This is a genomic window from Novosphingobium kaempferiae, assembly GCF_021227995.1.
Taxonomy (GTDB): Bacteria; Pseudomonadota; Alphaproteobacteria; order Sphingomonadales; family Sphingomonadaceae; genus Novosphingobium; species Novosphingobium kaempferiae.
In genome coordinates this window covers 3,414,323-3,437,451 of record NZ_CP089301.1, presented here as the reverse complement: position 1 = coordinate 3,437,451, position 23,129 = coordinate 3,414,323, and the positions used below count along the sequence as shown (strand labels likewise).

The 23,129-nt window shown below is 65.4% G+C and carries 31 protein-coding genes and 1 tRNA gene; 13 read left to right on the top strand and 19 right to left on the bottom strand.

Translation table 11 applies throughout. The features are described 5' to 3' along the window. Positions 1-314: 314 nt before the first annotated feature. Positions 315-587 (top strand): hypothetical protein, encoded by a 273-nt coding sequence (locus tag LO787_RS15665; RefSeq protein ID WP_232491934.1) that lies wholly within the window; start codon positions 315-317, stop codon positions 585-587. 11 nt (positions 588-598) lie between these two features. Here LO787_RS15665 and LO787_RS15660 read toward each other — a convergent pair. The 5 genes from LO787_RS15660 to efp all read right to left on the bottom strand — a co-directional run bounded on the left by LO787_RS15660 (position 599) and on the right by efp (position 3,031). Then, positions 599-682 (bottom strand) — tRNA-Leu (locus LO787_RS15660). A gap of 52 nt (positions 683-734) precedes the next feature. After that, positions 735-1,067 (bottom strand): hypothetical protein, encoded by a 333-nt coding sequence (locus LO787_RS15655; protein ID WP_232491933.1) that lies wholly within the window; start codon positions 1,065-1,067, stop codon positions 735-737. A gap of 106 nt (positions 1,068-1,173) precedes the next feature. Beyond that, entirely contained in the window at positions 1,174-1,992 is an 819-nt protein-coding gene (locus tag LO787_RS15650) for an inositol monophosphatase family protein (RefSeq protein WP_232491932.1), read from the bottom strand. A gap of 50 nt (positions 1,993-2,042) precedes the next feature. Further along, positions 2,043-2,468, bottom strand: a complete 426-nt coding sequence (locus tag LO787_RS15645; protein ID WP_232491931.1) for a hypothetical protein — start codon at positions 2,466-2,468, stop codon at positions 2,043-2,045. Further along, positions 2,468-3,031, bottom strand: a complete 564-nt coding sequence (gene efp / locus LO787_RS15640) for an elongation factor P (RefSeq protein ID WP_232491930.1) — start codon at positions 3,029-3,031, stop codon at positions 2,468-2,470. Before efp ends, LO787_RS15645 begins: the two co-directional genes overlap by 1 nt. Positions 3,032-3,171: 140 nt before the next feature. On the opposite strand from efp, the gene LO787_RS15635 reads away from it, so the two are divergent. The 4 genes from LO787_RS15635 (at position 3,172) to LO787_RS15620 (ending at position 6,123) form a co-directional block, all read left to right on the top strand. Beyond that, entirely contained in the window at positions 3,172-3,552 is a 381-nt protein-coding gene (locus tag LO787_RS15635) for a hypothetical protein (protein ID WP_232491929.1), read from the top strand. 77 nt (positions 3,553-3,629) lie between these two features. Continuing rightward, positions 3,630-4,442 (top strand): SDR family NAD(P)-dependent oxidoreductase, encoded by an 813-nt coding sequence (locus LO787_RS15630; RefSeq protein WP_232491928.1) that lies wholly within the window; start codon positions 3,630-3,632, stop codon positions 4,440-4,442. After that, positions 4,439-4,969, top strand: a complete 531-nt coding sequence (locus LO787_RS15625) for a nuclear transport factor 2 family protein (RefSeq protein WP_232491927.1) — start codon at positions 4,439-4,441, stop codon at positions 4,967-4,969. The genes LO787_RS15630 and LO787_RS15625 overlap by 4 nt, the downstream gene beginning before the upstream one ends. A gap of 89 nt (positions 4,970-5,058) precedes the next feature. After that, a complete protein-coding gene (locus tag LO787_RS15620; protein ID WP_232491926.1) occupies positions 5,059-6,123 on the top strand; it encodes an ABC transporter substrate-binding protein in 1,065 nt (354 codons plus the stop codon). A 107-nt stretch (positions 6,124-6,230) separates the two neighbouring features. Here LO787_RS15620 and purQ read toward each other — a convergent pair whose 3' ends face one another. Both purQ and purS read right to left on the bottom strand, forming a co-directional pair. After that, complete coding sequence (gene purQ, locus LO787_RS15615) at positions 6,231-6,908, bottom strand: phosphoribosylformylglycinamidine synthase subunit PurQ (RefSeq protein ID WP_232491925.1); 678 nt, start codon at positions 6,906-6,908, stop codon at positions 6,231-6,233. Next, entirely contained in the window at positions 6,908-7,144 is a 237-nt protein-coding gene (gene purS, locus LO787_RS15610; RefSeq protein ID WP_232491924.1) for a phosphoribosylformylglycinamidine synthase subunit PurS, read from the bottom strand. Before purS ends, purQ begins: the two co-directional genes overlap by 1 nt. Before the next feature lie 110 nt (positions 7,145-7,254). Here purS and LO787_RS15605 point away from each other — a divergent pair, with 110 nt between their 5' ends. The 5 genes from LO787_RS15605 (at position 7,255) to LO787_RS15585 (ending at position 10,675) form a co-directional block, all read left to right on the top strand. Next, positions 7,255-8,172 carry an SDR family NAD(P)-dependent oxidoreductase gene (locus LO787_RS15605; RefSeq protein WP_232491923.1) on the top strand — a complete coding sequence of 306 codons (918 nt, stop codon included), beginning with the start codon at positions 7,255-7,257 and terminating at the stop codon, positions 8,170-8,172. Between the two features lie 78 nt (positions 8,173-8,250). Beyond that, positions 8,251-9,345: a hypothetical protein gene (locus LO787_RS15600; RefSeq protein WP_232491922.1), complete on the top strand. Its 1,095-nt coding sequence runs from the start codon at positions 8,251-8,253 to the stop codon at positions 9,343-9,345. After that, positions 9,297-10,013 (top strand): DUF4328 domain-containing protein, encoded by a 717-nt coding sequence (locus tag LO787_RS15595; protein WP_232491921.1) that lies wholly within the window; start codon positions 9,297-9,299, stop codon positions 10,011-10,013. Before LO787_RS15600 ends, LO787_RS15595 begins: the two co-directional genes overlap by 49 nt. A 25-nt stretch (positions 10,014-10,038) precedes the next feature. Continuing rightward, positions 10,039-10,503 carry a DUF4328 domain-containing protein gene (locus LO787_RS15590; protein WP_232491920.1) on the top strand — a complete coding sequence of 155 codons (465 nt, stop codon included), beginning with the start codon at positions 10,039-10,041 and terminating at the stop codon, positions 10,501-10,503. Positions 10,504-10,537: 34 nt separating this feature from the next. After that, positions 10,538-10,675 (top strand): hypothetical protein, encoded by a 138-nt coding sequence (locus LO787_RS15585; RefSeq protein WP_232491919.1) that lies wholly within the window; start codon positions 10,538-10,540, stop codon positions 10,673-10,675. 9 nt (positions 10,676-10,684) lie between these two features. On the opposite strand, the gene LO787_RS15580 is transcribed toward LO787_RS15585, so the two are convergent. The 4 genes from LO787_RS15580 to LO787_RS15565 are packed head-to-tail and all read right to left on the bottom strand — an operon-like array spanning position 10,685 to position 13,728. Next, the gene (locus LO787_RS15580) at positions 10,685-11,044 is read right to left on the bottom strand and encodes a DUF2794 domain-containing protein (protein ID WP_232491918.1); all 360 of its coding nucleotides are present in this window, start codon (positions 11,042-11,044) and stop codon (positions 10,685-10,687) included. A gap of 8 nt (positions 11,045-11,052) precedes the next feature. Then, positions 11,053-11,748: a serine O-acetyltransferase EpsC gene (gene epsC / locus LO787_RS15575; RefSeq protein WP_232491917.1), complete on the bottom strand. Its 696-nt coding sequence runs from the start codon at positions 11,746-11,748 to the stop codon at positions 11,053-11,055. A gap of 54 nt (positions 11,749-11,802) precedes the next feature. Then, positions 11,803-12,441: a P-loop NTPase family protein gene (locus LO787_RS15570; RefSeq protein ID WP_232491916.1), complete on the bottom strand. Its 639-nt coding sequence runs from the start codon at positions 12,439-12,441 to the stop codon at positions 11,803-11,805. A 9-nt stretch (positions 12,442-12,450) separates the two neighbouring features. After that, positions 12,451-13,728, bottom strand: coding sequence for a heavy-metal-associated domain-containing protein (locus LO787_RS15565; protein WP_232491915.1), 1,278 nt, complete (start codon positions 13,726-13,728; stop codon positions 12,451-12,453). A 69-nt stretch (positions 13,729-13,797) separates the two neighbouring features. Here LO787_RS15565 and purM point away from each other — a divergent pair, with 69 nt between their 5' ends. Together purM and purN are read left to right on the top strand one after the other, a co-directional pair. Next, a complete protein-coding gene (purM, locus tag LO787_RS15560) occupies positions 13,798-14,901 on the top strand; it encodes a phosphoribosylformylglycinamidine cyclo-ligase (RefSeq protein WP_232491914.1) in 1,104 nt (367 codons plus the stop codon). Beyond that, positions 14,894-15,844, top strand: coding sequence for a phosphoribosylglycinamide formyltransferase (purN, locus tag LO787_RS15555; RefSeq protein ID WP_232491913.1), 951 nt, complete (start codon positions 14,894-14,896; stop codon positions 15,842-15,844). The genes purM and purN overlap by 8 nt, the downstream gene beginning before the upstream one ends. 61 nt (positions 15,845-15,905) lie before the next feature. Here the strand turns inward: purN and LO787_RS15550 are convergent, their stop codons facing one another. The 5 genes from LO787_RS15550 to LO787_RS15535 form a co-directional block, all read right to left on the bottom strand. Next, a complete protein-coding gene (locus LO787_RS15550) occupies positions 15,906-16,151 on the bottom strand; it encodes a hypothetical protein (RefSeq protein WP_232491912.1) in 246 nt (81 codons plus the stop codon). A 94-nt stretch (positions 16,152-16,245) separates the two neighbouring features. Continuing rightward, complete coding sequence (locus tag LO787_RS26110) at positions 16,246-16,380, bottom strand: hypothetical protein (protein ID WP_255700806.1); 135 nt, start codon at positions 16,378-16,380, stop codon at positions 16,246-16,248. 123 nt (positions 16,381-16,503) lie between these two features. Further along, entirely contained in the window at positions 16,504-16,926 is a 423-nt protein-coding gene (gene ndk / locus LO787_RS15545; protein WP_036524317.1) for a nucleoside-diphosphate kinase, read from the bottom strand. A gap of 173 nt (positions 16,927-17,099) precedes the next feature. Continuing rightward, on the bottom strand, positions 17,100-17,444 hold the full coding sequence (locus LO787_RS15540; RefSeq protein ID WP_232491911.1) for a hypothetical protein: 345 nt from the start codon (positions 17,442-17,444) through the stop codon (positions 17,100-17,102). A 154-nt stretch (positions 17,445-17,598) separates the two neighbouring features. Further along, on the bottom strand, positions 17,599-18,288 hold the full coding sequence (locus tag LO787_RS15535) for a hypothetical protein (protein WP_232491910.1): 690 nt from the start codon (positions 18,286-18,288) through the stop codon (positions 17,599-17,601). Positions 18,289-18,465: 177 nt separating this feature from the next. Between LO787_RS15535 and LO787_RS15530 the strand changes: the two genes are divergently transcribed. Then, positions 18,466-19,326, top strand: coding sequence for a globin family protein (locus tag LO787_RS15530; protein WP_232491909.1), 861 nt, complete (start codon positions 18,466-18,468; stop codon positions 19,324-19,326). Between the two features lie 34 nt (positions 19,327-19,360). Here LO787_RS15530 and LO787_RS15525 read toward each other — a convergent pair whose 3' ends face one another. From LO787_RS15525 to LO787_RS15515, 3 genes are all read right to left on the bottom strand, one after another. Beyond that, a complete protein-coding gene (locus LO787_RS15525; RefSeq protein ID WP_232491908.1) occupies positions 19,361-21,058 on the bottom strand; it encodes an ATP-binding protein in 1,698 nt (565 codons plus the stop codon). Between the two features lie 107 nt (positions 21,059-21,165). Then, on the bottom strand, positions 21,166-21,600 hold the full coding sequence (locus LO787_RS15520; RefSeq protein ID WP_338045381.1) for a DNA polymerase III subunit chi: 435 nt from the start codon (positions 21,598-21,600) through the stop codon (positions 21,166-21,168). A 27-nt stretch (positions 21,601-21,627) separates the two neighbouring features. Then, entirely contained in the window at positions 21,628-23,091 is a 1,464-nt protein-coding gene (locus tag LO787_RS15515) for a leucyl aminopeptidase (protein ID WP_232491906.1), read from the bottom strand. Positions 23,092-23,129 lie beyond the last annotated feature (38 nt).

The following is a 23,129-nucleotide window of genomic DNA, read 5'->3' as shown; positions in this document are numbered from 1 at the left end:
CGTCGGCGCCCGTTGCCAGTGCGCCTTGCGCGGGCCTAGGCCGTAAACTCATAAACGACGCCATCGAGGTTTGAGGCAAAATGGCTCAGCGCAAGGAGGCAGGGCGAGGGAATATGTCGATATTTCAAGACCTGCCGACGCGGCGCTGGGCCATTTTGGTCAAATCCCTTCGGGACGCCCGAATGGCTTCCATCTCGAACCGAAGCGGCCTTGGAAGGGCAACCAGCCCTCCCGGCGGCCGCTTCGGCCCGATATGTTCGCCATTCGGGCGCCTCGATGGCGTCGTTTATGAGTTTACGGCCTAGCTCGGCATCATGGCGAACGGCATCTCCCCTCGAAATCCCGCCCGATGGCGCGCCCTGCCCCGGATGCTGGCCGGGTTCCTGCCAGTCGGCGTATTCGGCGTGATCCTGCTCTGGGCGATGGGCGAGTGGGGCGTCTTCACCGGCATCCTTGCTGGAACGGCGTTCGGCGCGCTGGCCGCATGGTCGTTGACCCGGCTGATTGCTGTCTATCCGATGATGCAATGGGCGGCCGCCGTCGTGGTCGGCCTGCTCCTCGTGCTCATAACCATGTCGCTGTTCTGACGAACGCGAACTGGTGCCCCTGGCCCGACTCGAACGGGCACGCCTTTCGACAAACGATTTTGAGTCGTTCGCGTCTACCATTCCGCCACAGGGGCACGGAAACGAGGCGCGACGCTTAGACGCGGCTTCGTCGCGGTTCAAGCCTGTTCAGAAATTCCAGTCCATCGCGACGTGGAGAAGGCGGGATTTCATCGCACCCTTGCGCGATCCCACCGTGCCGATCTCGAACCGCGGGCCTTCCTCATCCGTCTGATAAGTAAGGCGGAGTTTTGTCTTTTCGGGCTTTTCGGCGCCTTCCTCGACACTGACAGTCTGCGAGCGGAGACCGGTGCGCGTGCCGCTCAGCTGGCCCTTACCGATGGCGCCGAGATCGAAGCTGCGCGTCCCCGGAATCGACGAAGGCTGCTCCGCCCGCGCGCCCGAAGGTATCGCGACGAAGGCGAGAACAAGCGAACAAAGGCATGGGACGCGGCGTTCCATGCCTCAAGGAATAACACGACTTGCAGAAAGTTCCGCGACGATTGCGTGTCAGTTCAGCGGAAATCGCCGTCGCGCGACCGCATGTGCCGCGCGACGGACGGGTCGATCACTTGATCGCGGTCGCTACCAGCTTGTGCAGGCGCGAGTGGAGGACATCGTTGCCCGCGAGGATCTCGGTGTCGCAGATCGGGTTCGAACGCCCCTTCCAGTCCGACACGAAGCCACCGGCTTCACGCACGAGCAGACAGCCTGCCGCCGTGTCCCAAGGCTTGAGGTCGGCTTCCCAGAAGCCCTCGTAACGGCCCGAGGCGACCCACGCGAGGTCGAGCGCGGCCGAGCCGAAGCGGCGGATGCCCGCAACCTGCGGCGCAAGCGCGTGGTAGATCTTGGTCCACTGGCCCGCGTCGCCATGCCCTGCGAAGGGAATGCCGGTGGCGATCAGGCTCTCGTCGAGGTGACGGCGCGAGGAAACGCGCAGGCGGCGGTCATGCAGCCATGCGCCGCGGCTCTTTTCTGCCCAGTAGCTCTCGTCGGTGACGGGGTTGTAGATCAGGCCCGCCGTGACTTCGCCCCAGCCCTTGCCGTCGAGGCGCGGTTCCTGCACCGCGATCGAGATCGCGAAGTGCGGGATGCCGTGGAGGAAGTTGGTCGTGCCGTCGAGCGGATCGACGATGAAGCGCGGCTTGGTGGGATCGCCCTCGATCTCGCCGGCTTCCTCGAACAGGTAGCCCCAGTCCGGCCGCGCGGCGCGCAGTTCGTCCCAGATGGTACGCTCGGACGCCTGGTCGGCCTTCGAGACGAAGTCCGCCGGTCCCTTGCGGCTGACCTGCAGGTGCTCGATTTCGCCGAAGTCGCGGCGCAGGCGGTTGCCTGCCTTGCGGGCGGCTTTCTCGATGACGCGGATAAGACCGGAAATGGCGGCCATGACTGTACTTCACTCCTGTGGGCCGCCGGAAAGCCGGCCCGATGATGTTCTCAGCGTCCGTTGGGAACGCCTGCGGGTGCCGCCTGCGTCGGGTCGCCCTCGAATCCGCAGACGTTGGTCAGCACGACCAGCACTTCCGCCGGTTTGTCGCGATGGACCTTGTCGGGTGCCTTGGCGAATACCTCGTCCGCGGCATTGGTGATCTCGCCCAGCGAATGGCCGTAGAGGCAGCCGACCATGGCGGTCTTGGCCTGCTCCTTGACCTGATCGGACTGCAGCGCGTTGATCAGTACCTTGAGGTAGAGCACCGCGTGACCCGATGCCGTTTCCTCGGCCGAGGCGGCGGTGGCGGGCTTCTTCGCGGCGGGCTTCTTCACCGCCGCAGCCTTCTTGGGCGCGGCAAGAACCGGCGCCCCGCCGAGCGACGCACCGGCGATCAGGCCGGTGCATGCGAGCGTGAGCGCCAGCACCCTCATCAGTCGGCCTTCTTCACGTAGGTCTTTTCGTAGACGTCCACGATGATGCGCGTGCCGCTCTCGATGTGCGGCGGCACCATCACGCGCACGCCGTTGTCGAGCACGGCAGGCTTGTAGCTGGACGAGGCGGTCTGGCCCTTCACCACGGCGTCGGCTTCGACGATGGTGGCTTCGACCTGCTCGGGAAGCTGGACCGAGATCGGGCGCTCTTCCCACATTTCGAGCAGAACCTGCATGCCGTCCTGCAGGAACGCGGCGGCATCGCCCAGAAGGTCGGCGGGGAGGTTGATCTGCTCGTAGGTCTCGATGTCCATGAACACCAGATCATCGCCCTCGGCGTACAGGAACTGGAAGTCCTTGGTGTCGAGACGGACCTTCTCGACGGTGTCGGCGCTACGGAAGCGCACGTTGGTCTTGCGGCCGTCGATCAGGTTCTTCATCTCGACCTGCATGAAGGCGCCGCCCTTGCCCGGCTGGGTGTGCTGCGTCTTGGCGACTTTCCAGATGCCCTTTTCGTATTCGAGAATGTTGCCGGGACGGATATCGACGCCACTGATCTTCATGGGTTTTGCCTTCAGGATGGGAAAGAGCTTGATCGCGGACCACGCGCCATTGCACTGGCGGCGCAGCCCTCGAAAGGATGCGCCCTTAGACGAGGCGGCGAGGCATGGCAATTGCTTCGCGTGGATGCTAGCTGAATGCCATGAAATGTGCCTCCCTTCCCGTCGCCCTGCTGCTGGCCCTCGCCAGCGGCTGCGCTTCCGCCGAGCCTGCCCCGCCGCCGGTATCGGGAGGGCTGATATCCACCCTGCCCATCGGCACCTACACCTGCGAGCTGGCGGGCGATGCCGGAGGGCTCGTCGGCAAGCCGCTGCCCGAGTACGCGTTCCGCGTGGTCAACGCCTCGGCCTACAAGGCTGGCGGCATCCGGGGCAGCTACCTGCTGACCGGCGAGTACGTGACGATGACCGGCGGCAAGCTCAAGGGCCTGAAGCTGCACCGGCTCAAGGACACCTATCTGCGCAAGGTGGAGGCGGACGGCAGCGACAGCGAGATGCGCTGCGTGCGCAGTTCACGCCGCTGATCGCGCATCATCGCCTGCACGGTTTGCCCTGAGCCTCCCCCGGCCCTAGCCCTCGGGAAAACGGCCGGGAGCAGGCGATGGACATGGGATTGCAGGGCAAGGTCGCGGTCGTCACCGGCGCGACCGCCAACATAGGCCGCGCCATCGCGCTGGACCTTGCCGCCGAGGGAGCGCTGCCTGTCCTCGCCGGCCGGGACGCCGAGGCAGGCGCAAGGCTGGTCGCAGACTGCAAGGCCCGCGGGGCACCCGAAGCGGTGTTCGTCGCCGCCGACATGCTCGACCCCGCCTCCCCCGCCGCAGTGCTGCAAGCCGCCGAGACGCTCGGCCCGGTGGCGGTGCTGGTCAACAACGTGGGCGGCAACGTCGATCAGGGGCTGTTCGTCGATTCGGACCCTACGAAGTGGATGGCCGACATCGACCTCAACTTCGGCACGGTGCTGCGCATGACCCACGCAGTGCTGCCCGGGATGATCGCCCGCAAGCATGGCGCCGTGGTCAACATCGGCTCCACCGCCGCTCTGGTGGGCGACTACATGCTGCCGGTCTATTCCGCCGCCAAGGGCGCGGTGCACAGCTTCACCGTGGTGCTCGCCAAGGAAGTCGGCGCCCACGGCATCCGCGTCAACGCCGTCGCGCCTTACGCCACGATCCCGACCGATCCCGCCAGCCTCAGCGCCGGAAGCCGCTTCAACCCCGAAACCGGCCTGTTCTCCAGGGGCACCGCCAGCGTCAGCGAGGAAGACCGCGCCCTGCGCCAGCGCCGCACCTTCGTGGGCCGTCCTTTCGCAAAGCCAGAGGAGATGGCGGCGATGGCGGTGTTCCTCGCCTCCGGGCGCGCCAGCTTCATCACCGGGCAGGTCTATGCCGTGGACGGAGGAGCCTTGCTGTGACCACGATCGACCAGACCACGCTGCAGGCACTCATCGACAAGGACGCAATCCGCGAACTGGTGCTCCTCTATTCGCGCGCCATCGACCGACAGGACATCGACCTGCTGCGCGATCTCTACACCGACGACGCGACCGACACCCACGGCGACAGCTTCGACGGTCCGGCGGAGGATTACTGCGCCTTCATCGCCCGCGCCTTCCCGTACATGCCCTACTCCGGTCATCACGTGTGCAATCACCTGATCGCGGTCGATGGCGATGTCGCCAGCGGGGAGGTCTACGGCCTCGCCTACCACCTCATCCCCAGCAGGGAGGGCGGGCAGGAGGAGGACTTCATGGCGGTCCGCTACATCGACAAGTATCGCCGCTGCGAGGATGGCCGCTGGCGCTTTTCCAAGCGCGTGGTGACCTACGACTTCAAGCTGCGCCGCCCCTTCGACGGCGGCGGCCTGCTGGGCCTCGCCGAGCGTGACCCCAGCTATGCCGAGTGCCTCCAGCCCCTGTTCCGGCGCGGCGCGCGGACCTGAGCCGGTTTTTCCCGGCCTGCGATGCAGCCTTTTCCCGGCTGGCTCATTGCTAGGGCCGACGAGGCATGACGCCCGGCCGGAGGACATCGATGCCTGCAAGCGTGAAGGTCGGCATTCTCAACGACATGGCCGACCTTTCCGGGCTGGACGACGACGTTCCCGTTCCCGGCGACCTCACCGGCTGGCTTGAGCGCGAGATCGACGCCCTGCGCCAGACCGGACGGCTCGATGCGGAGGTGGAGTTCGTCCACGCCTATGCGCTCGGCCTGCCCTCGGGCACGGCGGAGGCGGTCGAACTGGCCTATCGCCAGCTCGCGGACGCGGGCGTCAGCCTGATCGTCGGCCCGGCCATCGGCGACAACGCGCTGGTGGCGACGCCACTGGCGGAACAGCTGCGCATCCCCACGATCAACTGGGCCGGAGCCGAACGCGCGCGCGGCCGCTGGATGTTCCAGCACCAGGTCGGCAGCCATGAGGACGAATCGCTCGTCATCGCGCGCCAGATGGCCAGCCTCGGCCGCAGGCGGCTGGCGGTCGTCTACGACCTCTCCCCGATCGGCACCCGCCATCTCAAGTACCTCGAAGGCGAGGCGCGCGTGCTCGGCATCGAGATCGCCGCGCGCGAAGGCATTTCGCCGCTGGCCGATGACGTGGACGACACGGTGAGCGCCCTGCTGGCAGCGGAACCGGACGGCGTCGTCTACCTCGGCCTCGGCCTCTCGGCACCGTCGGTGTCGCGCGCGCTCGACCGGGTGGGATGGGACGGGCCGCGCATCATGAACACTGCGGGCCTGCGCGGCTATCATGGCGACTTCGCCCACGCCTGCAACGGCTGGTTCTATATCGACATGCATTCCGACACGAACACCACGCTGCGGGCGGTGATGGCGCGGATCGACGCGCCCTGCCGTCAGGCGCTGGCCGTCGCCAAGGGCCACGACATCGGCCGCCTCGTCGCCGAGGGCCTCGCCCGGGCGAGCGACTTCACGCGCGAAGGCGTGCGGCTCGGGCTGGAACAGGTGAAGTGGCTGCCCGCCGCCGAGGGACACGAAGGCACCCTGCTCGGCTTCGGCATTCATGACCGGGGCGCGCTCCACGGGCGCTATCTAGTCGTGCGCCAGTGGCTGGGCGGGGAGACCCGCGAAGTCGCCTAGAGGGCGTCACTTCGTCATTGCGAGCGAAGCGAAGCAATCCAAGGCAGCGTTAGGCCGCTCTGGATCGCTTCGCTCGCAATGACGAAAGGGGGTCGGACCGAAAGGGCTCAGGCCCCGACGAGACCGCGGATCGCGCTTTCGAACAGGCCGCGCCCGTCGGTGCCGCCGTGAGTGGTCTCGATCGCGCGCTCCGGGTGCGGCATCATTCCGAGCACGTTGCCCGCATCGTTGAGCACGCCCGCGATGGACCGTGCCGAACCGTTGACCTCCTCGGCATAGCGGAAGGCCACGCGGCCCTCGCCTTCGAGGCGGTTCAGCGTCTCTTCGTCGGCGAAGTAGTTGCCGTCGTGGTGCGCCACGGGAACGCGGATCACCTGCCCGGCCTCGTAAGCCGAGGTGAACAGCGACTGCGCATTGGCGACTTCGAGGCCGACTTCACGGCAAACGAAGTTCAGCCCGGCATTGCGCAGCAGCGCGCCCGGCAGCAGGCCGTTTTCGGTCAGCACCTGGAAGCCGTTGCACACGCCTAGCACCGGCACGCCCTTTTCGGCCGCCGCGATCACCGCCTGCATGATCGGCGAGCGCGAGGCGATCGCACCGCAGCGCAGGTAATCGCCGTAGGAGAAGCCGCCGGGAACGGCGATGAAGTCGAGGCCATCGGGCAGTTCGCTGTCGCCGTGCCAGACGCGATGCGGCGCGGTGCCCGATACCTTCTCCAGCGCCACCGCCATGTCGCGGTCGCAGTTCGAGCCGGGGAAGGTGATGACGGCGGAGTTGAAGGCCATCAGGCGGCCACCTTCTCGATGCGGTAGTTCTCGATCACCATGTTCGCGAGGAGCTTGCGGCACATGTCGTCCAGCGCCTCGTCCGTGGTGGTCTCGGCGACGTCCAGCTCGAACAGGCGACCGGCGCGCACGTCGTTGACGCCGGAAAAGCCGAGGCCTTCCAGCGAGTGGTGGATCGCCCGACCCTGCGGATCGAGGACACCGGGCTTGAGGCTGACGTGGACGCGGACTTTCATCTGGCGGGCCTTTCGCATGATCGCGGGCAGATTCGTTGCGAGCGCCTATGGCCCTTCGGGTGCGCCGGGGCAAGGTTGAACGCGTGGGCCCGACCTGTCATCTGCGGACCATGGACAAACCACTTCCCATCTCCTTCGACGGCCAGATCGCCGTCGTGACCGGCGCGGGCAACGGGCTCGGCCGCGCCTATGCGCTGGAACTGGCACGGCGCGGCGCGAAAGTCGTGGTCAACGACCTCGGCGCCGCGCGTGACGGCTCGGGCCACTCCGACGCCGCGCTCGCCGTGGTCGAGGAGATCCGCGAGGCGGGCGGCGAGGCGATGGCCGACGGCGGCGACGTCTCAGACTACGCGCAGATGGAGGCCATGGCCGCGCGTGCGAAGGAGGCATGGGGCGGCATCCACATCCTGATCAACAACGCCGGGATGCTGCGCGACCGCACTTTTGCGAGAATGGACCCCGCCGATTTCGAACTGGTCGTGCGCGTCCACCTGCTCGGTAGCGCCTTCGCCACCAAGGCAGTCTGGGAAACCATGCGCGAACAGAACTACGGGCGTGTGCTGATGACGAGTTCGTCGACCGGGCTCGGCGGCAACTTCGGGCAGGCGAACTACGGCGCGGCCAAGGCGGGCGTGCTCGGCCTTGCCCGCACGCTGCGGCTGGAAGGTGCGAAGTACGGCATCCGCGTCAACACGATCGTGCCCACTGCAGGCACCCGCATGACCGCCGACATCTTCCCCGAGGAAGCCTACAAGGCGTTCGAGCCCGGCAACGTCGTGCCCGCAGCGATCTTCCTCGTCTCGCCCGAGGCGCCGACCGACGCGATCCTCGCGGCAGGCGGCGGCGTGTTCCAGGGGGCGTGGATCACCATGAACGACGGCATGCTGCTGCCCGAAGACGCCCGCAGCGCGGAAGATGTTGCGCACCTGTGGCCGCAAATCGCCGACCGTACCCATGACCATGCGTTCGAAACCGGTATGGACCAGGCGCACCATGCGTTGCGGATGCTGTTGAAGAATAGCGATTAACTCGCTGTAATTGCCCGTTGACGCGCTCGCGCTGTGGAGGCAGTTTCCCGCACAAATGGGGCAGCCGGGGGGAACGCCTTGTATTCGGAAGACGATCTGCAATCCGCGGTCAGCGCGGGCGCCATCAGCGCCGAAGCGGCTGACGCCTTGCGCGCCCACGTCTCCACCCTGCGCGCGGCGCCCGTAGCGGACGAGGAGAACATCCGCCTCGTCACTAGCTTCAACGACATCTTCGTGGGCATCGCCTGCCTGCTGGTGATCTTCTCCGGCATCTACAGCGGCGGTGGCGATGACAAGTGGTGGCTCGGTGGCCTGTTGGTCGCTGTCGCCAGCTGGCTGATGGCGGAGATCTTCACCCGCAGACGGCGGATGGCCCTGCCCTCGATCATCGTTCTGGTCGCCTTCGTGGTCGGCCTCGCGACCATGGCGGGATCGATCGCGATGGAAATGCTGCCACCCCATGCGGTGCCCGTGTTCTACGAGTTCAACGGCGAGCGGCATACGTGGGACCGCTTTGAGCGCTACCCATGGGAGGATGCCGCAATCGCGCTCAGCGCGGCGCTGTCGGGCGGGATCGGCGCACTCCTGCACTGGCTGCGCTTCCGCGTCGCCATCACCGTGGCCGCAGGCACCGCCGCGCTGGTGCTGCTCATCCTCGCGATCCTGGCCGGGGCGACCGGACAGGAACTGAAGGCAAACCCGGTGATGACTCCCGCCGTCTTCTTCTGTGGCCTCGGCGTCTTCGCCTTCGCGATGCGCTGGGATCTCTCCGACCGGGACCGGCGCACGCAGCGGGCCGATATCGCGTTCTGGCTCCACCTCCTCGCCGCGCCGCTGATCGCGCATTCGCTGTTCTACTGGCTCGGCGTACTCGGCGGGCAGGACGTGACCACGGTGAGCGCGGTGGGCGTGCTCGTCACCTACATCGCCTTCGCGCTCGTCGCGCTTGTGGTCGATCGCCGCGCCCTGCTCGTCTCGGCCCTGATCTACGTGCTCGCCGCGTTGAACGGACTGCTGCGCAGCGTCGGTTCGATCGAGATGAACCTCGCCATCTCGACGCTGTTCGTCGGCGTCGCCCTGCTGGCGCTGTCGGTGTTCTGGAGCCCGCTGCGACGAGTGTTGTTGTGCGTAGTTCCGGAGGGCTGGCGCGCACGCCTGCCAGCAGCCGCATGAGCGGCCATGTCTCGCGGGCCGACAGCCGTCGCCTGTTGATCCTCGCACGCATCGCGAAAGTCGCCATTGCGCTCTATCTCGCCGCTTGGCTGGTCAAGACGCTGGCGAGCGGCCTGACGCTCGGCGCCGCGCTGACCGGCGGGTTCGGCCGCATGAGGTACATGGCAACCGGTATCGAAGCCCTTGCGGCCGGCGTCGGCGTCCTTGTGTTCCTGCCGAGCGCGCTTGCCTTCCTGATCTGGTTCCACAAGGCTATCTCCAACCTGCACGACGCAGGGCTCAGCGGGCTGGAGGCTCGCCCCGGCTGGGCAGTCGGCAGCATGTTCGTCCCTTTCGCCAACCTCATCGTGCCCTATCGCGCGATGACCGAACTGTGGAACCGCAGCCACGGCGAGGACGAATGGCAGGCCAAGGCAGGCGTCGGCGATGTCGGCATCTGGTGGATGGGTTTCCTCGTCGGCACGCTGCTGAGCTTCGTGATCGCCGCCATCGTGCTGTTCGACATGCTCACCAACGCGCAGGTCACCGCGCCTCCGGGCGTGCATGAGGGCATCGACATGGCCGGATCGGCCTTCTGGTGCCTCTCGGCCCTGTTCCTGTTCCGCATCGTCGGACGGGTGACGGCGGCCCAGCAGAGGCTGTCCGACGACCGGCTCGCATTCCTCTAAAAGTCCTCGGGAAAGAAAGCACCGAATGGCTCAGTTGACACTGCGAGACGGTATTGAGGTGCTGCAGGGACGAGCCCTCTTCGCGCGGACGACGCTGTGGATCTACATGAGCCTGACGCTGGCTCTGATCGCAAGCTGGATGACGGTGCTTGCAGCCGGGATCGACCAGGATGCCGCGCCCGATCAACCCGCACTGATTGCCGCAGGAGTGGTATCCCTCGTCTGGGTGCTCGCCTTCGCCGCCTGCATGGTAAGCGTATGCATGTGGGTCTATCGCGCGCATGCGAACCTCTTTGCGGCCGAACTCGACGGGCTGGAGTTCACGCCCGCATGGTCGGTCGGCTGGTTCTTCGTACCCTTCGCCTTCTGGTTCAAACCGTTCCAGGCCATGCGCGAACTCTGGAATGCCAGCCATCTGCTTGCGGACGATGAAGCTGCACCGACAGAACGACGCCTGACGATCTGGGGGGGGGCTATGGGTCGCCGGTAACATCGGCCTGAACATCAGCACCCGCCTGAGCGGCATGATGGGTGCCATCAACGCGCTCGACATCATGTCCTATCTGCTGCTGGGCGGCGCAGCCTGGTGCCTGCTGCAAATCGTGAACGCGATCACCAATGCACAGGGTTCGCAGCTCAACGCAGTACATGCGCTGGCCTGAGAACGCAGTTCAGTCCTCGACCACTTTCAAAAGCCTTCGCTCAAGCGGGCTGAGGATGTTCGACAATTCATGGCCGCGCTTGAGCACTTGCCCGACTTCCCCGAACAGCGTCCACATCCCCTGCTTGCCGCGCAGCGACGGGCGTTTCTCGATGCGGGCCTGCGGACGCTCGGCAGAGCGACGAAAAGCGCTGAAACTGGCCGCCTCCCGCGCGAAATCCATGGCGTAGTCGCGCCACAAGCCTGCAGCGACCATACGGCCGTAAAGATCGAGGATGCGCTGGAGTTCGAGGCGGTCGAAGCCGACCTGCGAAGGCGGCACGCCGGGGAAAGCGACGACGCTGCCGGTGGGAATGCCGCCTGCCGCCATTCAGCCGGTCACCACCGCTCGTTCTCGCGCGCAGCATGCTGGCGCTCGGAGATCAATTCCTCGACCTGAGCGCGGAGAAGCGCAACCTGTTGTTCAAGGTCTTCGACCCGCTGAGCGCCGCCGGTCGGCTCGCACGGTTCCTTGCAGGGGGTGCCGTAGGGGATGAACTCCTTGGCCCAGGTCTCCGCTTTGACCAGCGTCGAGCGGGCCTTGAGGCCGATCATCGTTGCGCCTTCGGGCACATCCTCTGTCACGACGGCGCTGGCACCGATGCGGGCCCGCTTGCCGATGGTCACCGGGCCGATGATCTGCGCGCCGGATCCGACGATCACGTTGTCGAGAAGGGTCGGGTGACGCTTGCCGCCGACGCCGTTGGTCGGGTTCGAACCGCCCAGCGTCACGCACTGATAGATCGTCACGTTGTCGCCGATGATCGCCGTCTCGCCGATCACGGTGAAGCCGTGGTCGATGAAGAAGTTCCGGCCGATCTGCGCGCCGGGATGGATGTCGATGGCGGTGAGGAAGCGCGAGAGGTGGTTCACGACGCGCGCGAGAAAGAATAGGTCCGCGTTGAACAGCGCGTGGGCGATCCGATGCCAGAATACGGCCCAAACGCCGGGATAGAGCAACACTTCCCAGCGTGAGCGGGGCGCAGGGTCACGCGCGACGATTGAATCCAGGTAGCGGACAAGATTACCCAGCATTACCCGAAACTCCCATCAATCGCTCCGCTTTGCAACTGCCCCGCAAAGCCGCCCTCATGCCTGTGTCTGACCGCCGCCTTTAGTCTCATTCAGCGCATCGCGCCAGATGGCCATGGTAGGAGCCGATTTGCGCTCCAGACTGAGACGGTCGATCGCGGCGATCAGTTGCTCCACGCCGAGATGGCTACGGGTGCAACGTCCTGCAAGGTATTGCGTTGCCGAATGGTCGAGCGCGAGGCCACGCATCTCCGCATGGACCTCCATCAGCGCGATGAGCATCGCGTCATCCGGCTCTCCGATGGCGATATCCAGCGCGGCGCCGAGGCGGGAGGAGAGGTCCGGCAGCCTGACCCGCCAGCGCGTGCCGTCGCTTTCACCGACACCGGGTTCGAAAGCCTTGTCCGCGACGATCAGGAGGGGACGCCCGTTCTCCTGCGCGCGGTTCCAGCGATGAAACAGCGCGTCCTCGGGCACGTCCTGCGCATCGTCGATAGCATCACCCGCCCCGGACTCGACGAACCAGCGGGCCAGCAGCGACTTTCCGGAGCGCGGCGGCCCGGAGAGGATCGCAGTGCGGAACGGCCACTGGCCGGGCTCCAGCAGAGCATCGATTACCGGCGAATTGGCCTCACCGACGACAATGCGCGGCGGGCTGTCGCTTGCGGCGGACAGCGGAAGGGCGATCTGTAGCATAGATAGAGCCTAGCGGCTGATCCTCAGCGAGGTGCCCCCGCCGGAAACCTTCCACCCCTGCCCGCGAAGCGCGGAAGCGAGCCGCTCTCCGCCGCCTGCAACGGTCACGCGCATGACCGATGTGCCGCCGATCGCAAGGCTGACCGTCGCCGCGCCCTGAACGCCCGGCACGCCGCGCACTGCAGCCAGCGCGGCATCGACAGCCACCGCATCGGGCGTAGCGAACTGAACCGTAACCTGTTCGGTCGGAGCGCCGCTAACATCCTCCGCGCGAATCGTCGGCGTCGGCTGGGGAGCAGCAGGAGCGGAATCCTCGCCCCCCTTCGGCATCAGCTTCTCGCGCAATTCGGCGAACGCACGGTCCAGCGCGGCACCCCCGGCGTTGATCGAAGGATCAGGGCGAAGCTCCCCCGTCGCCAGCGCATCGCGGTAAAGGCCATCGATCCGCCCGACCGCCTGCTCCAGCATACCCGGCAGAGCCTGCTCGCTGGCGGCATCCATCGTGAAGCTGCCGAGGAACGTGTTATCCGGGCCGTAACGCGCCGTAAACGTGCCCTTGATTGGGCCGCCCGGCCACTGCCGCTCCAGCCGCGCGACCGGCATCACCACGTCGGACGCATCGAACTGTCCGAGCACGGTGCGCCACCACAGGCGGCTGCGGCGCGAAGTCTGCCCCGCGGTGAGTATCAGCGATTCGCCGCCTGAACCGGTCGGCCGCACGTAGTCGACCGGGCTCGCCGCAGCCTGGAACTCGGCCCAGGCACGCTGCCACGGCCCACGCACCTCGAAGACCTGCCGGACGCCACCCGAATCGAGCACCGGGATCAACAACAGCGGCGCGGAGCGCGGCCCGGTACCGGCTCCTGCCCCCACGAACTGGCCGGCCTTCGCCTTGTCGAAGATGACGCCCAGCGTCGCGATGTAGCGCTTGGGACCGATCTGCTCATGCCCGATGACGACCGATGTGACCATGGCGTCGATCGATTCGACCGGCATGTCCGGTCCGCCGAGCTTCTTCCAGGCTTCCTTCTCGGCCTGTTTCCAGCCCGCGATCCGTGCTTCCGCGCCGGTCTTTCCGGTCACATCGACGCTGATTCCGTTGACCTGGATGTCCTGCGAGTTGGCCAGCGGCGCGATGCCGCGATCGCCCTCTATCTGCGCGAGAAGCTGTACGCCAGTGATGGTCGCCAGAGCCAGAGCAGCCGCGCCTCCCCACCAGAAGACGGCCCTGGAAGCGGCACCCTTGCGGGTGAACCGCAGGTTTTTGGGGGAGATCGTGATCGCCATTGTCGAAACCGGGGGCCTTGTGCCCAATCGAAGATGGAAATCCAAGTCACAAACGGCTAGGCGGCCGCAATGTCCGACGATAACTCCCAGAAGAGCTATAGCTACGAGCAGGCCGGCGTCTCGATCGCGGCCGGAAACGCGCTGGTCAAGGCCATCGCCCCGCTCGCGAAATCCACCGCGCGCCCGGGCGCCGATGCTGAACTGGGAGGCTTTGGCGGCTTCTTCGATCCGCGTGCAGCCGGATACAAGGATCCGCTGCTGGTGGCCGCCAACGATGGCGTCGGCACCAAGGTGAAGCTGGCGATCGACCACGATCGCCACGACCATATCGGCATCGACCTTGTCGCCATGTGCGTCAACGACCTCATCGTGCAGGGCGCGGAGCCTTTGTTTTTCCTTGACTATTTCGCCACCGGCAAGCTGGAGAACGGCGTCGCGGAGCGCGTCGTCGCCGGCATCGCCGAGGGCTGCAAGATCTCGGGCTGCGCCCTGATCGGCGGCGAGACCGCTGAAATGCCGGGCATGTACGCGGCTGGCGACTACGACCTCGCGGGCTTCTGCGTCGGCGCCGTTGAACGCGGCGAGCAGCTCACCGGCGACAAGGTCGCGGCAGGCGACGTGCTGCTGGGCCTCACTTCTTCGGGCGTGCATTCCAACGGCTATTCGCTGGTGCGCCGTCTGGCCGAGGACAAGGGCTGGAAACTCGATCGCCCGTCGCTGTTCGATCAGGACACCCTGTTGATCGACGCGCTGATCGCACCGACGCGTATCTACGTGAAGAGCCTGCTGCCGTTCATCCGCGCGGGCCGTATCCACGCTCTCGCCCACATCACCGGCGGCGGGCTTCTGGAGAACATTCCCCGCGTGCTGCCCAAGGGCCTGCATGCGCGCATCGACGCCGACGCATGGCCGCAGCCGCGGCTGATGGCGTTCCTCCAGGCGCAGGGCAACATCGAGCCCGGCGAGATGGCGCGCACCTTCAACTGCGGCATCGGCATGGTCCTGGCCGTCGCGACAGACGAAGCCGCCTCGCTCAAGGCCGACCTCGAAGCCGCGGGCGAGACCGTCTTCATCATTGGCGCCATCGAGCCCGGCGACAAGGGCTGCACCGTGCAGGGCTCGACCGAGGCATGGTCGGCGCGTGAAGCGTGGGAGGCGGTGCACCTTGGCTAAGGCCAAAGTCGCAGTACTGATTTCCGGGAGCGGCACCAACATGGCCGCCCTCCTCTACGCCAGCCGCGCCGAGGACTGCCCTTACGAGATCGTTCTGGTCGCCGCCAACGATCCCGAAGCCAAGGGTTTGGGCCTTGCCGCAGCGGAGGGGGTGGAGACATTCGCGCTCAGCCACAAGGGCATGAAGCGCGCCGAGCATGATGCGGCGATGGACGCGGCGATTCGTGCCAGCGGGGCCCAGTGGGTCGCGCTGGCGGGCTACATGCGCATCCTGACGGCGGATTTCGTGGCCGGGTGGGAAGGCCGGATGGTCAACATCCACCCTTCCCTGCTGCCCAAGTACACCGGGTTGCATACGCATGAGCGGGCGATCGAGGCGGGGGACAGCCATGGCGGCGTCACCGTTCACCTCGTCACCGCCGAACTCGACGACGGGCCGGTGCTGGGGCAGACGCCGGTGGCGATCCTGCCGGGGGATACCGCGGATTCGCTGGCTTCGCGGGTGCTGATCGCGGAGCATCAGCTATATTCGCGGTGCCTTGCCGACCTTGTGACCCGCGAGAATCGGCCGGAATGGCTGCTTGAGCGGGTTCGGGAGCGGGCCTTGGCGCTGCCGGAGAGTGACGAGACGGTGAGCCACGGGATGGCCTGCTTCGGCATCGTGAAGGGCAAGAAGTTCGCCTATTTCAGCGCCGATCATCACGGAGACGGCAGAATTGCGTTGCTCGTGAAGATCAGCGGGGCGGACGAGCAGGCCATGCTGATCGAGCAGGACGAGGCGCGGTTCTTCCGCCCCGCCTATTTCGGGGATGGCTGGATCGCGATTCGGCTCGACCTTGGCGATACTGACTGGGATGGCGTGGCGGAGTGGCTTTCGCGGTCCTGGAAGGCCGTTGCGCCGCGGAAACTCGCGGGTTTGATGGCCGCCGCCGACCAATTCTGAGGCACGCACTGAACTGAACCTAGCGCACACTGAACGGCACCGGCGGGAACCGGGCGCGGGTTCAGATCTCGGTGTAGTCGACCAACGGGCGGCTTTCCCGCGTGCCGCGATAGCGCTTGTCCGGATTCTGCGGATCGCCCGCGATCAGGACGTGATCGTCATGCACTTCGACGAGCGTGCCGACGAACGGGAACCCTTCGAGGCTGCCGTTGACACGGTAGCTCACGGTGTCGCCGACCTTGAAGGTCTTCTCGTCGAAGTTGAATTCGAAGGGGCAGACCTCGCCCGCATCACCCATGCCCTGCATCCCGCGTCTCCTTTGCGGGCGAGGATACAGCAGCGAGCCATGATGGATCAAATCCAAACCGCGCGGGCATGCACCGCCGCGCCGATGAGTGCGCTCAGCGTGCGTGCGCGGTCGCGGCGCGGGCCTCCATCGAGACCGGGGACGGCGACGCGGTCGCGCGTTCGAGGTGCGTCATCACGACGGCGGCGACAAACGAGATAGCGGCGGGGATCAGGATCGTCTTGACCATTGCAATGCTCTTGGAGGTGCCGGGAACCGCGCCAACTAAGCATCAACCCGTAGTCGAGACAAAGAAAAAGGCCGCCGAAACCGGCGACCTTTCCCTGAATTTCAAAGATTTAACCGACAGCGATCAGCCGACGATCTCTTCCGGCTTGAAGAAGTAGGCGATCTCGATCGCCGCGTTCTCTTCCGAGTCCGAACCGTGGACCGAGTTCGCCTCGATCGATTCGGCCAGTTCCTTGCGGATGGTGCCGGCATCGGCGTTCTCGGGGTTGGTGGCGCCCATGATGTCGCGGTTGCGCTTCACTGCGTCCTCGCCCTCGAGCACCTGGACGACGACCGGGCCCGAGATCATGAACGAGACGAGGTCGTTGAAGAACGGACGCTCGGCGTGGACGGCGTAGAAGCCCTCAGCCTGTTCCTTCGACATCTGGATGCGCTTCGAGGCGACGACGCGCAGGCCGGCTTCCTCGAGCATCTTCGTGACCGCGCCGGTCAGGTTGCGGCGGGTGGCGTCGGGCTTGATGATCGAAAAGGTGCGGGTGACCGCCATGGGATAGTTCCTTGCGAGAGGGAGCGTTATAGTTGCGCGCGCCCCTAGCCGGGAATTGCGCCACTCGCAAGAAGCGCATCCGGGCGGCAATGCATTGCAGGCGGATTTGCGCGATGTTTGGGGCCGACCGGGCGGTTGGTTTTGGTGAGTTGGCGGCAGCGCTTAGAAGGCGGTTATGGGTGGGCAGCGGCCATTTCTGGAAGAATGAGATAGGCCGCGAGTACAATGGGGGGCAGACAAAACGTCAAGATAAGCAGCCCGATGCCCGGAGCCCTGTAGGAAATAAACCCAGCGCCAACAGAAATAATTAAAATTACTGGACTCATCACACCCATAATCAAAGCCCATATCCGGACGATAGAGCAATGACCAGACATGCAATCCATTAGGTAATAAATTGACACCATTGCGAATGGTGGAGTTGCTATAACAGATATAGCAATTGCTATACCAAATAATAAAGCTGCAACCCTTATTATGAATGGAAAATCTGGACGGCCTTGATCGTATTGAATCATAAGGTCGATTTTCCTCTAATTTTCCAATTGAAAGCCGTGAAACGCGAGTGCGAGGCAGCCTTTCCAAATGGAATTATGCCGCGAAGAAAATGACTACAATGGGGCGTGATCAGAACGGCGCAAATCAGCTGTCCCGGGTGGAAACTGGACGAAATCACGGAGAATTCTTCTTCGAGATTTCCCCACCCACAAAATTGATTTCCATTTGAATGCCAGACGAGGTTTTATCGTTGAACCCCAGACTTTTCATGTGCGCCCTGATGCCATTGTCCGGTCGCTGCGGGTATTGGATCATTTTCACCAGCACATATTGGGAAAAGCCACCTGACGAAGGCGTGGCGGGTCGCGAAATCGCCGTCGTCCATCCGTTGGACGACATGGTATTCAAAATATTTTGCTCTGCTTGAGATGGGCCGAATTTCGTCAAAACAACGTCGCAGGCAGACGTCGTACTATTTGTGACGGCCCATGCCTCACCTGCGGAAGACGCATATTTGATAAATAGGTCTGGCTTCGCCCCTAGTGCAGATTGCCTATTGCCGAAACGCCGTAGGAGGTCAGGAAGAAGGCGTGATCGTAAAGATTCCGGAAAAGTATCGGCATCCGCATTAATAAGCATGCCATTGTAAATTTCACCACCATTTGGGATGATGACTTCCCCACCCTGAGTTAATTTTTCGCATGCCGTAATCGCTTTCGCAACGACATCTTCATCTAACGAATTTGCGGAAACGTTTTCGCTGATTACTGCGACTAGGCTGAAAGCGATTGCCTTAAATGCAACTTGAATCGTTAGTTTCATAAATCTCAAGACCCCGCCATAGGTTTTCTCATCTCCCATCATTCGATTTAGAAACCCTAAAAATTCGATGTTCGATTCGAGAGGCAGATGATGGCCTTAGGCGGGCGGCCATGTTGATGACCGCTTCGGGGCGTCTGCCGCTGGACCGCTTTCCGGATTAAATCTTTGCAAAGCCCCCGCCCGCTTCGAAGGACGGCCCTGCATCGCCAAATGGCTTAGATGGGCGATGAACTGGCGTTCGACTGTCCTGCGGAAGCAGAAAAATCGATTCACGCGGAGGTACGGAGGCGCAAAGGTGTTGCGCAGCATCGCAGGCTCTCGCCCTGCTTCGACGACAAGGCAAACGCATCGCCGAAAAGAAAGGGTACGCTGCCACAGGCACCCACCTTTGCGCCTCCGCGCCTCCGCGCGAACCATCTTCGCTTTCCTTCAACCAACGCCCTTGTGAAATGGAGCGACGCACCCGCATTTGCACCTTCCCCCGGCGGGAGACTGCCCTCGCCTTTTCCATGGGGCAGACGGAAGCGCGATAATGTGATTTCATCTGTGCGCGGCGACGGGGCTACCGCCTGGTGGAAGGGGAATCCAATGGCTATCGATCTCGCCGCAGCGCGTCAGCATCTCTCGCGCCTCAATCTGGCGGACCTGCTGCCGGACGGCGGAAGCGAACTTTCGAATATCGTCGGCATCGCGCAGGATCTGGCGAAGAAGGCGTCCGGCAAGCTCGACACGTTCTGGGACGAAGCAACGCAGTCGGGCAGCCTCAAGGCGATCGCCAGCCGTATCGGCACCGGTTCGGGCGATCATGTGGTCAAGGCATCGGCGCCCGGCTTCTTCTCGTTCCGCAGCAGCGATGACGACGAGTTCAGCCCGGAAGCGCGCGTCGGCATGCCGCTGATCGGCGCCATGATGACGGTCGGGCTTGCCGTCGGTGCCGGGGTGGCGGCCATCGCCGCGGTCGTCGCATCGGAATTTGTGCTGGCGCTCCTCATCGTCGTGCTGCTGTTCATCTATCTCAAGAGCAGTTGGGCGATGTTCAAGAAGGCGCTGGAACGTCTCGCATCGCTGATAAATCCCTAAGGACGCGGCCTGCCGCGCCGACGCCTGATCGCCGTCAGGTGCCGGTGCGGAACAGGGTCAGACCCTCGCCGTCGTCATGGAGGCGCAGGCCCGGACGGCTGACCACGATGTCGCGGAAGCTGGCGAAGCGGGGCGGCTTGAGCAGGTAGCCCGCCGCGCCCAGCTCGGCCGACCGGCGCTGGTCCGGCTCGTAATCGGAGCCGCTGCACATGATGACCATGACGTCATGCAGCGCGTCATCTCCGCGTATCTCTTCGAGCAGGCTGAAACCGTCGACGTCGGGCATGTTGATGTCGAGCAGGATCAGGTCGACGTCGTTGTCCGCCGCCGAAAGGATGCGGTGCGCGGCGCGGCCGTCGCGCACGCGGCGCAGGTTGCAGTGCAGCCGGGGGCGGCGAAACAGCGCCAGTTCGGTGAGTTCGAGGTCGGCCTCCCGGTCGTCGACGATGAGGACGTTGGCGATCTCGGGCATTTCATCCTCCATCGCTGGTCCCGGCTGCTCCGCATCGGGCAGCGAGAAGTGGAACGAGGCCCCGGCCTCCGGCGCGGCTTCGCAGGTGATCCGGCCACCATAGATCCCGACGATGCGGCGACATATGGCGAGGCCGAGGCCGGAGGCGTCGTTGCGGTCGGCCAGTCGGCGGAAGGGCTGGAATATCTGCTCGCGCGCGGCTTCCGGCACCCCTGCCCCGTCGTCGCTGACGAAGAATCCGGGGCGACCGTCGATGACTTCCTGCCCGATCGTCACCGTCACGCCGGGCTCGTTGTGCAGCACGGCGTTGGCGACGAGGTTCTGGAACAGCTGGCGCAGATGCACCGGGTCCGCCATGAGACCGGGCAGCGGGCCGTGGACCAGCGTTGCGTTGCGCTCGGCGATCATGCGGGCGAGGTTCTGGCGCACGTCGGCGATCACGTCGCCCAGCATGCACAGCGAATGCTCGGCGGGCTCGGGCGCGTCGAGCCGGGTGTAGCGGGACACCGAATCGATCAGCGATCCCATGCGCTCGGCGGATTCGCCGATGTAGCGAAGGTAGGTGTCCTGCCGGTCCTCGTCGCCTTCGACCTCCGCATCGTTCCGGAGCAGGTCCGAGAACGCGATGAGCGTGCGCACCGGTTCGCGCAGGTCGTGCGCCAGCGCGCGGGTGAAGACGCCGAGGCTCGCGTGCTGTTCGCTGATGCGGGCCTGCTGGCCCTGCAGCGTCTGCACCATGCCCTGCAGGCGGGTGTAGAGATCGGCATTCTCCAGCGCGACGGAGGTCGTGTCCGCCAGCGCCTGCAGGATCGCCAATTCCCCGGACGAGGGCCTGTGGTGGCTGGACCAGTAGTTGCCGATGGCGCCGATGGGCGAGGCGCGGCGGATCGGGACCATCGCCAGGCTCTTCACGAACGTGGGGCGATAGGCCTCCACCGGCACGCGGGGATCGGCGTAGATGTCCTCGATGACGATGCTCTGCGCGTTCAGCATCACCCAGCCGCTGACGCAGATGCTCATGGGAAAGCGCTTGCCCTTCCACAGCGGGGCGATGGCGTTCTCCTCGGCGTAGTAGCACTGGTCCCCGTCGCGCAGCACGAAGGTGGCGCCGTCCGCTCCGGTCAGGTATCGCGCCGCCTCGCGCACGATGGCGGTCACCGCGTCGAGATCGCGGGCGCGGGACAAGTCCTGAACTGCCCCTACCAGCTTCTCCATGGCCGAGACGTAGGCCGGGGTGATGCGGAGCGGAGTAGCGTCCATGGCGTTGGCTCTTGCTGTCGGCGGGATTGATCCGACCCCGACGATATCGCCCTGTCCGTTGCCGTGGCTTTAATCGCGCCTAGGCAGTTGCCCGTAGAGACTGTGCCCTATTCCTCGGCCTTCTTGGTCCAGCGGCCGTCTTCCTGCGCCCAGTATTCCTTCTTCACGCCTTCCTGCCCGCGCAGGTCGCGCCAGACTTCGCGGGCCTGCGCCCGCGTCTGATCGTCGAAGAGGTAGAAGGTGCGCTCGAACCGCTCCTCGCCCTCGCACCAAACGCCGTCGGCGATGACGAGGAAGCGCGCGCCGTTGGCGGGGTCCGGAATGTCGGAGAGGAGGATCGGCTGGCGATCCTCGTTCCCCTCGCCCGCCTGCCCGTTGGCGAGGAAACCCTCGGGCCGGTGGGACCACAGCGCGGCGGAGATCGCACCGCGCTGCTTGTCGTCCGCCGAGACGACGAGCACGCGCCCGCCGGTCTCGATGATGCGGCGCGCCAGCAGCGGTACGACCGCGTGGGCCGGGTCGCGGCTGAGTTCATAGAACATGACCTGCACCGGACCCTGCCCCCGTACTTACGCTTCGATGCTGTCGCGCACGAAGCGGTCGAGCAGGCGCACGCCGAAACCGGTCGCGCCCTTGTCCCAGGTGGCGCCGGGCTTGTCGGCCCACACGGTGCCCGCGATGTCGAGGTGCGCCCAGGGGGTGTCATTCTCGATGAAGCGCTGCAGGAACTGCGCCGCCGTGATCGAGCCGCCGAAGCGCGGGCCGACGTTCTTCATGTCGGCGATCGGGCTGTCGATCAGCTTGTCGTAGGCCGGGCCCATCGGCATGCGCCACAGGCGCTCGCCCGAGGCGTCGCCCGCCGCGTTCAGCTCGCCCGCAAGGCCGTCGTTGTTCGAGAACAGACCCGCGTATTCGTGCGAGAGGCTGAGGATGATCGCGCCGGTCAGCGTGGCGAGGTCGACGATCTTCGCCGGCGCGTATTCGCGCTGCACCCAGGTCAGCGCGTCGCACAGGACGAGGCGGCCCTCGGCGTCGGTGTTGATGACCTCGATGGTCTGGCCCGACATCGAGGTGACGACGTCACCCGGACGCTGCGCGTTGCCGTCGGGCATGTTCTCGACGAGGCCGCACACGCCGATGATGTTGGCCTTGGCCTTGCGCATTGCGAGGGCGAGCATCGTGCCCGCGACCGCACCGGCGCCGCCCATGTCCCACTTCATGTCCTCCATGCCTGCAGCGGGCTTGATGGAGATGCCGCCGGTGTCGAAGGTCACGCCCTTGCCGACGAACGCCACCGGCTTGCCGCCCGTCTCGCCGCCGAGCCACTCCATGACGAGCAGGCGCGCGGGGCGGACCGAGCCCTGCGCCACGCCGAGCAGCGAGCCCATGCCGAGCGCAGCCATTTCCTTGTCGTCGAGGACGCGGATGGTGAGGCCAGCCGCTTCCATGCGCGCCTTGCAGCGCTCCACGAAGCTTTCGGGATAGATGATGTTGGCGGGCTCGGTGACGAGTTCGCGGGTCAGCGAGACGCCCTCGGCGATCGCCTGCTCGATCGCCCATGCCGCTTCGGTGCCCTCGGGCGCGCCGACGATGGCGATCTCGGTGAGGCTCGGCTTCGCGTCGGCGGCGAGCTTGGTGCGGTAGACGTCGTGCCGCCACGAACGCAGCACCGCGCCGAGCAGCGCACCGGCGGCTTCCTCGGCCGAGAGGCCCGCGCCGGTCAGGTCGAGCACCAGCGAAGTCTCGCCGCTGGCCAGATACTTGGCGACCACCGCCGCGCCCGCGCGCTCGATCGCGCCCTTGCGGTCGGCAGCCGAAGATTCGCCCACGCCGGCCAGCGCGACGCGCACGACCTTGCCGCCGCGATCGACGAAGCCCTCGAAGACCTGCCCGGCCTTGCCGGTGAAGCGCGCACGCTTCGCACCCTCGGCCAGCACCGGTTCGAGATCGGCAGGCACGGCGTCCTGGTTGACGAGACGCGCGACGACTCCGGCAAGAGCTTCGTCGGCTGCCCCAAGGAACTGGATCTTCATGGATTCTCCTGGATTTCCCCGATGAAACGTCGAACTTG

Coding starts and splice junctions, on each gene's coding strand:
- LO787_RS15635 (WP_232491929.1), top strand. CDS start 3,172: ATGAAATGTGCCTCCCTTCCCGTCGCCCTGCTGCTGGCCCTCGCCAGC.
- purS (WP_232491924.1), bottom strand. CDS start 7,144: ATGAAAGTCCGCGTCCACGTCAGCCTCAAGCCCGGTGTCCTCGATCCG.
- LO787_RS15645 (WP_232491931.1), bottom strand. CDS start 2,468: ATGAGGGTGCTGGCGCTCACGCTCGCATGCACCGGCCTGATCGCCGGT.
- LO787_RS15580 (WP_232491918.1), bottom strand. CDS start 11,044: ATGGCGGCAGGCGGCATTCCCACCGGCAGCGTCGTCGCTTTCCCCGGC.
- LO787_RS15585 (WP_232491919.1), top strand. CDS start 10,538: ATGATGGGTGCCATCAACGCGCTCGACATCATGTCCTATCTGCTGCTG.
- epsC (WP_232491917.1), bottom strand. CDS start 11,748: ATGCTGGGTAATCTTGTCCGCTACCTGGATTCAATCGTCGCGCGTGAC.
- LO787_RS15565 (WP_232491915.1), bottom strand. CDS start 13,728: ATGGCGATCACGATCTCCCCCAAAAACCTGCGGTTCACCCGCAAGGGT.
- LO787_RS15515 (WP_232491906.1), bottom strand. CDS start 23,091: ATGAAGATCCAGTTCCTTGGGGCAGCCGACGAAGCTCTTGCCGGAGTC.
- LO787_RS15650 (WP_232491932.1), bottom strand. CDS start 1,992: ATGGCCGCCATTTCCGGTCTTATCCGCGTCATCGAGAAAGCCGCCCGC.
- LO787_RS15570 (WP_232491916.1), bottom strand. CDS start 12,441: ATGCTACAGATCGCCCTTCCGCTGTCCGCCGCAAGCGACAGCCCGCCG.
- LO787_RS26110 (WP_255700806.1), bottom strand. CDS start 16,380: ATGGTCAAGACGATCCTGATCCCCGCCGCTATCTCGTTTGTCGCCGCC.
- purM (WP_232491914.1), top strand. CDS start 13,798: ATGTCCGACGATAACTCCCAGAAGAGCTATAGCTACGAGCAGGCCGGC.
- LO787_RS15535 (WP_232491910.1), bottom strand. CDS start 18,288: ATGATGGGAGATGAGAAAACCTATGGCGGGGTCTTGAGATTTATGAAA.
- LO787_RS15655 (WP_232491933.1), bottom strand. CDS start 1,067: ATGGAACGCCGCGTCCCATGCCTTTGTTCGCTTGTTCTCGCCTTCGTC.
- LO787_RS15525 (WP_232491908.1), bottom strand. CDS start 21,058: ATGGACGCTACTCCGCTCCGCATCACCCCGGCCTACGTCTCGGCCATG.
- LO787_RS15550 (WP_232491912.1), bottom strand. CDS start 16,151: ATGCAGGGCATGGGTGATGCGGGCGAGGTCTGCCCCTTCGAATTCAAC.
- LO787_RS15530 (WP_232491909.1), top strand. CDS start 18,466: ATGGGCGATGAACTGGCGTTCGACTGTCCTGCGGAAGCAGAAAAATCG.
- LO787_RS15665 (WP_232491934.1), top strand. CDS start 315: ATGGCGAACGGCATCTCCCCTCGAAATCCCGCCCGATGGCGCGCCCTG.
- LO787_RS15630 (WP_232491928.1), top strand. CDS start 3,630: ATGGACATGGGATTGCAGGGCAAGGTCGCGGTCGTCACCGGCGCGACC.
- LO787_RS15620 (WP_232491926.1), top strand. CDS start 5,059: ATGCCTGCAAGCGTGAAGGTCGGCATTCTCAACGACATGGCCGACCTT.
- LO787_RS15540 (WP_232491911.1), bottom strand. CDS start 17,444: ATGATTCAATACGATCAAGGCCGTCCAGATTTTCCATTCATAATAAGG.
- LO787_RS15520 (WP_338045381.1), bottom strand. CDS start 21,600: ATGTTCTATGAACTCAGCCGCGACCCGGCCCACGCGGTCGTACCGCTG.
- purQ (WP_232491925.1), bottom strand. CDS start 6,908: ATGGCCTTCAACTCCGCCGTCATCACCTTCCCCGGCTCGAACTGCGAC.
- efp (WP_232491930.1), bottom strand. CDS start 3,031: ATGAAGATCAGTGGCGTCGATATCCGTCCCGGCAACATTCTCGAATAC.
- LO787_RS15605 (WP_232491923.1), top strand. CDS start 7,255: ATGGACAAACCACTTCCCATCTCCTTCGACGGCCAGATCGCCGTCGTG.
- ndk (WP_036524317.1), bottom strand. CDS start 16,926: ATGGCGGTCACCCGCACCTTTTCGATCATCAAGCCCGACGCCACCCGC.
- LO787_RS15590 (WP_232491920.1), top strand. CDS start 10,039: ATGGCTCAGTTGACACTGCGAGACGGTATTGAGGTGCTGCAGGGACGA.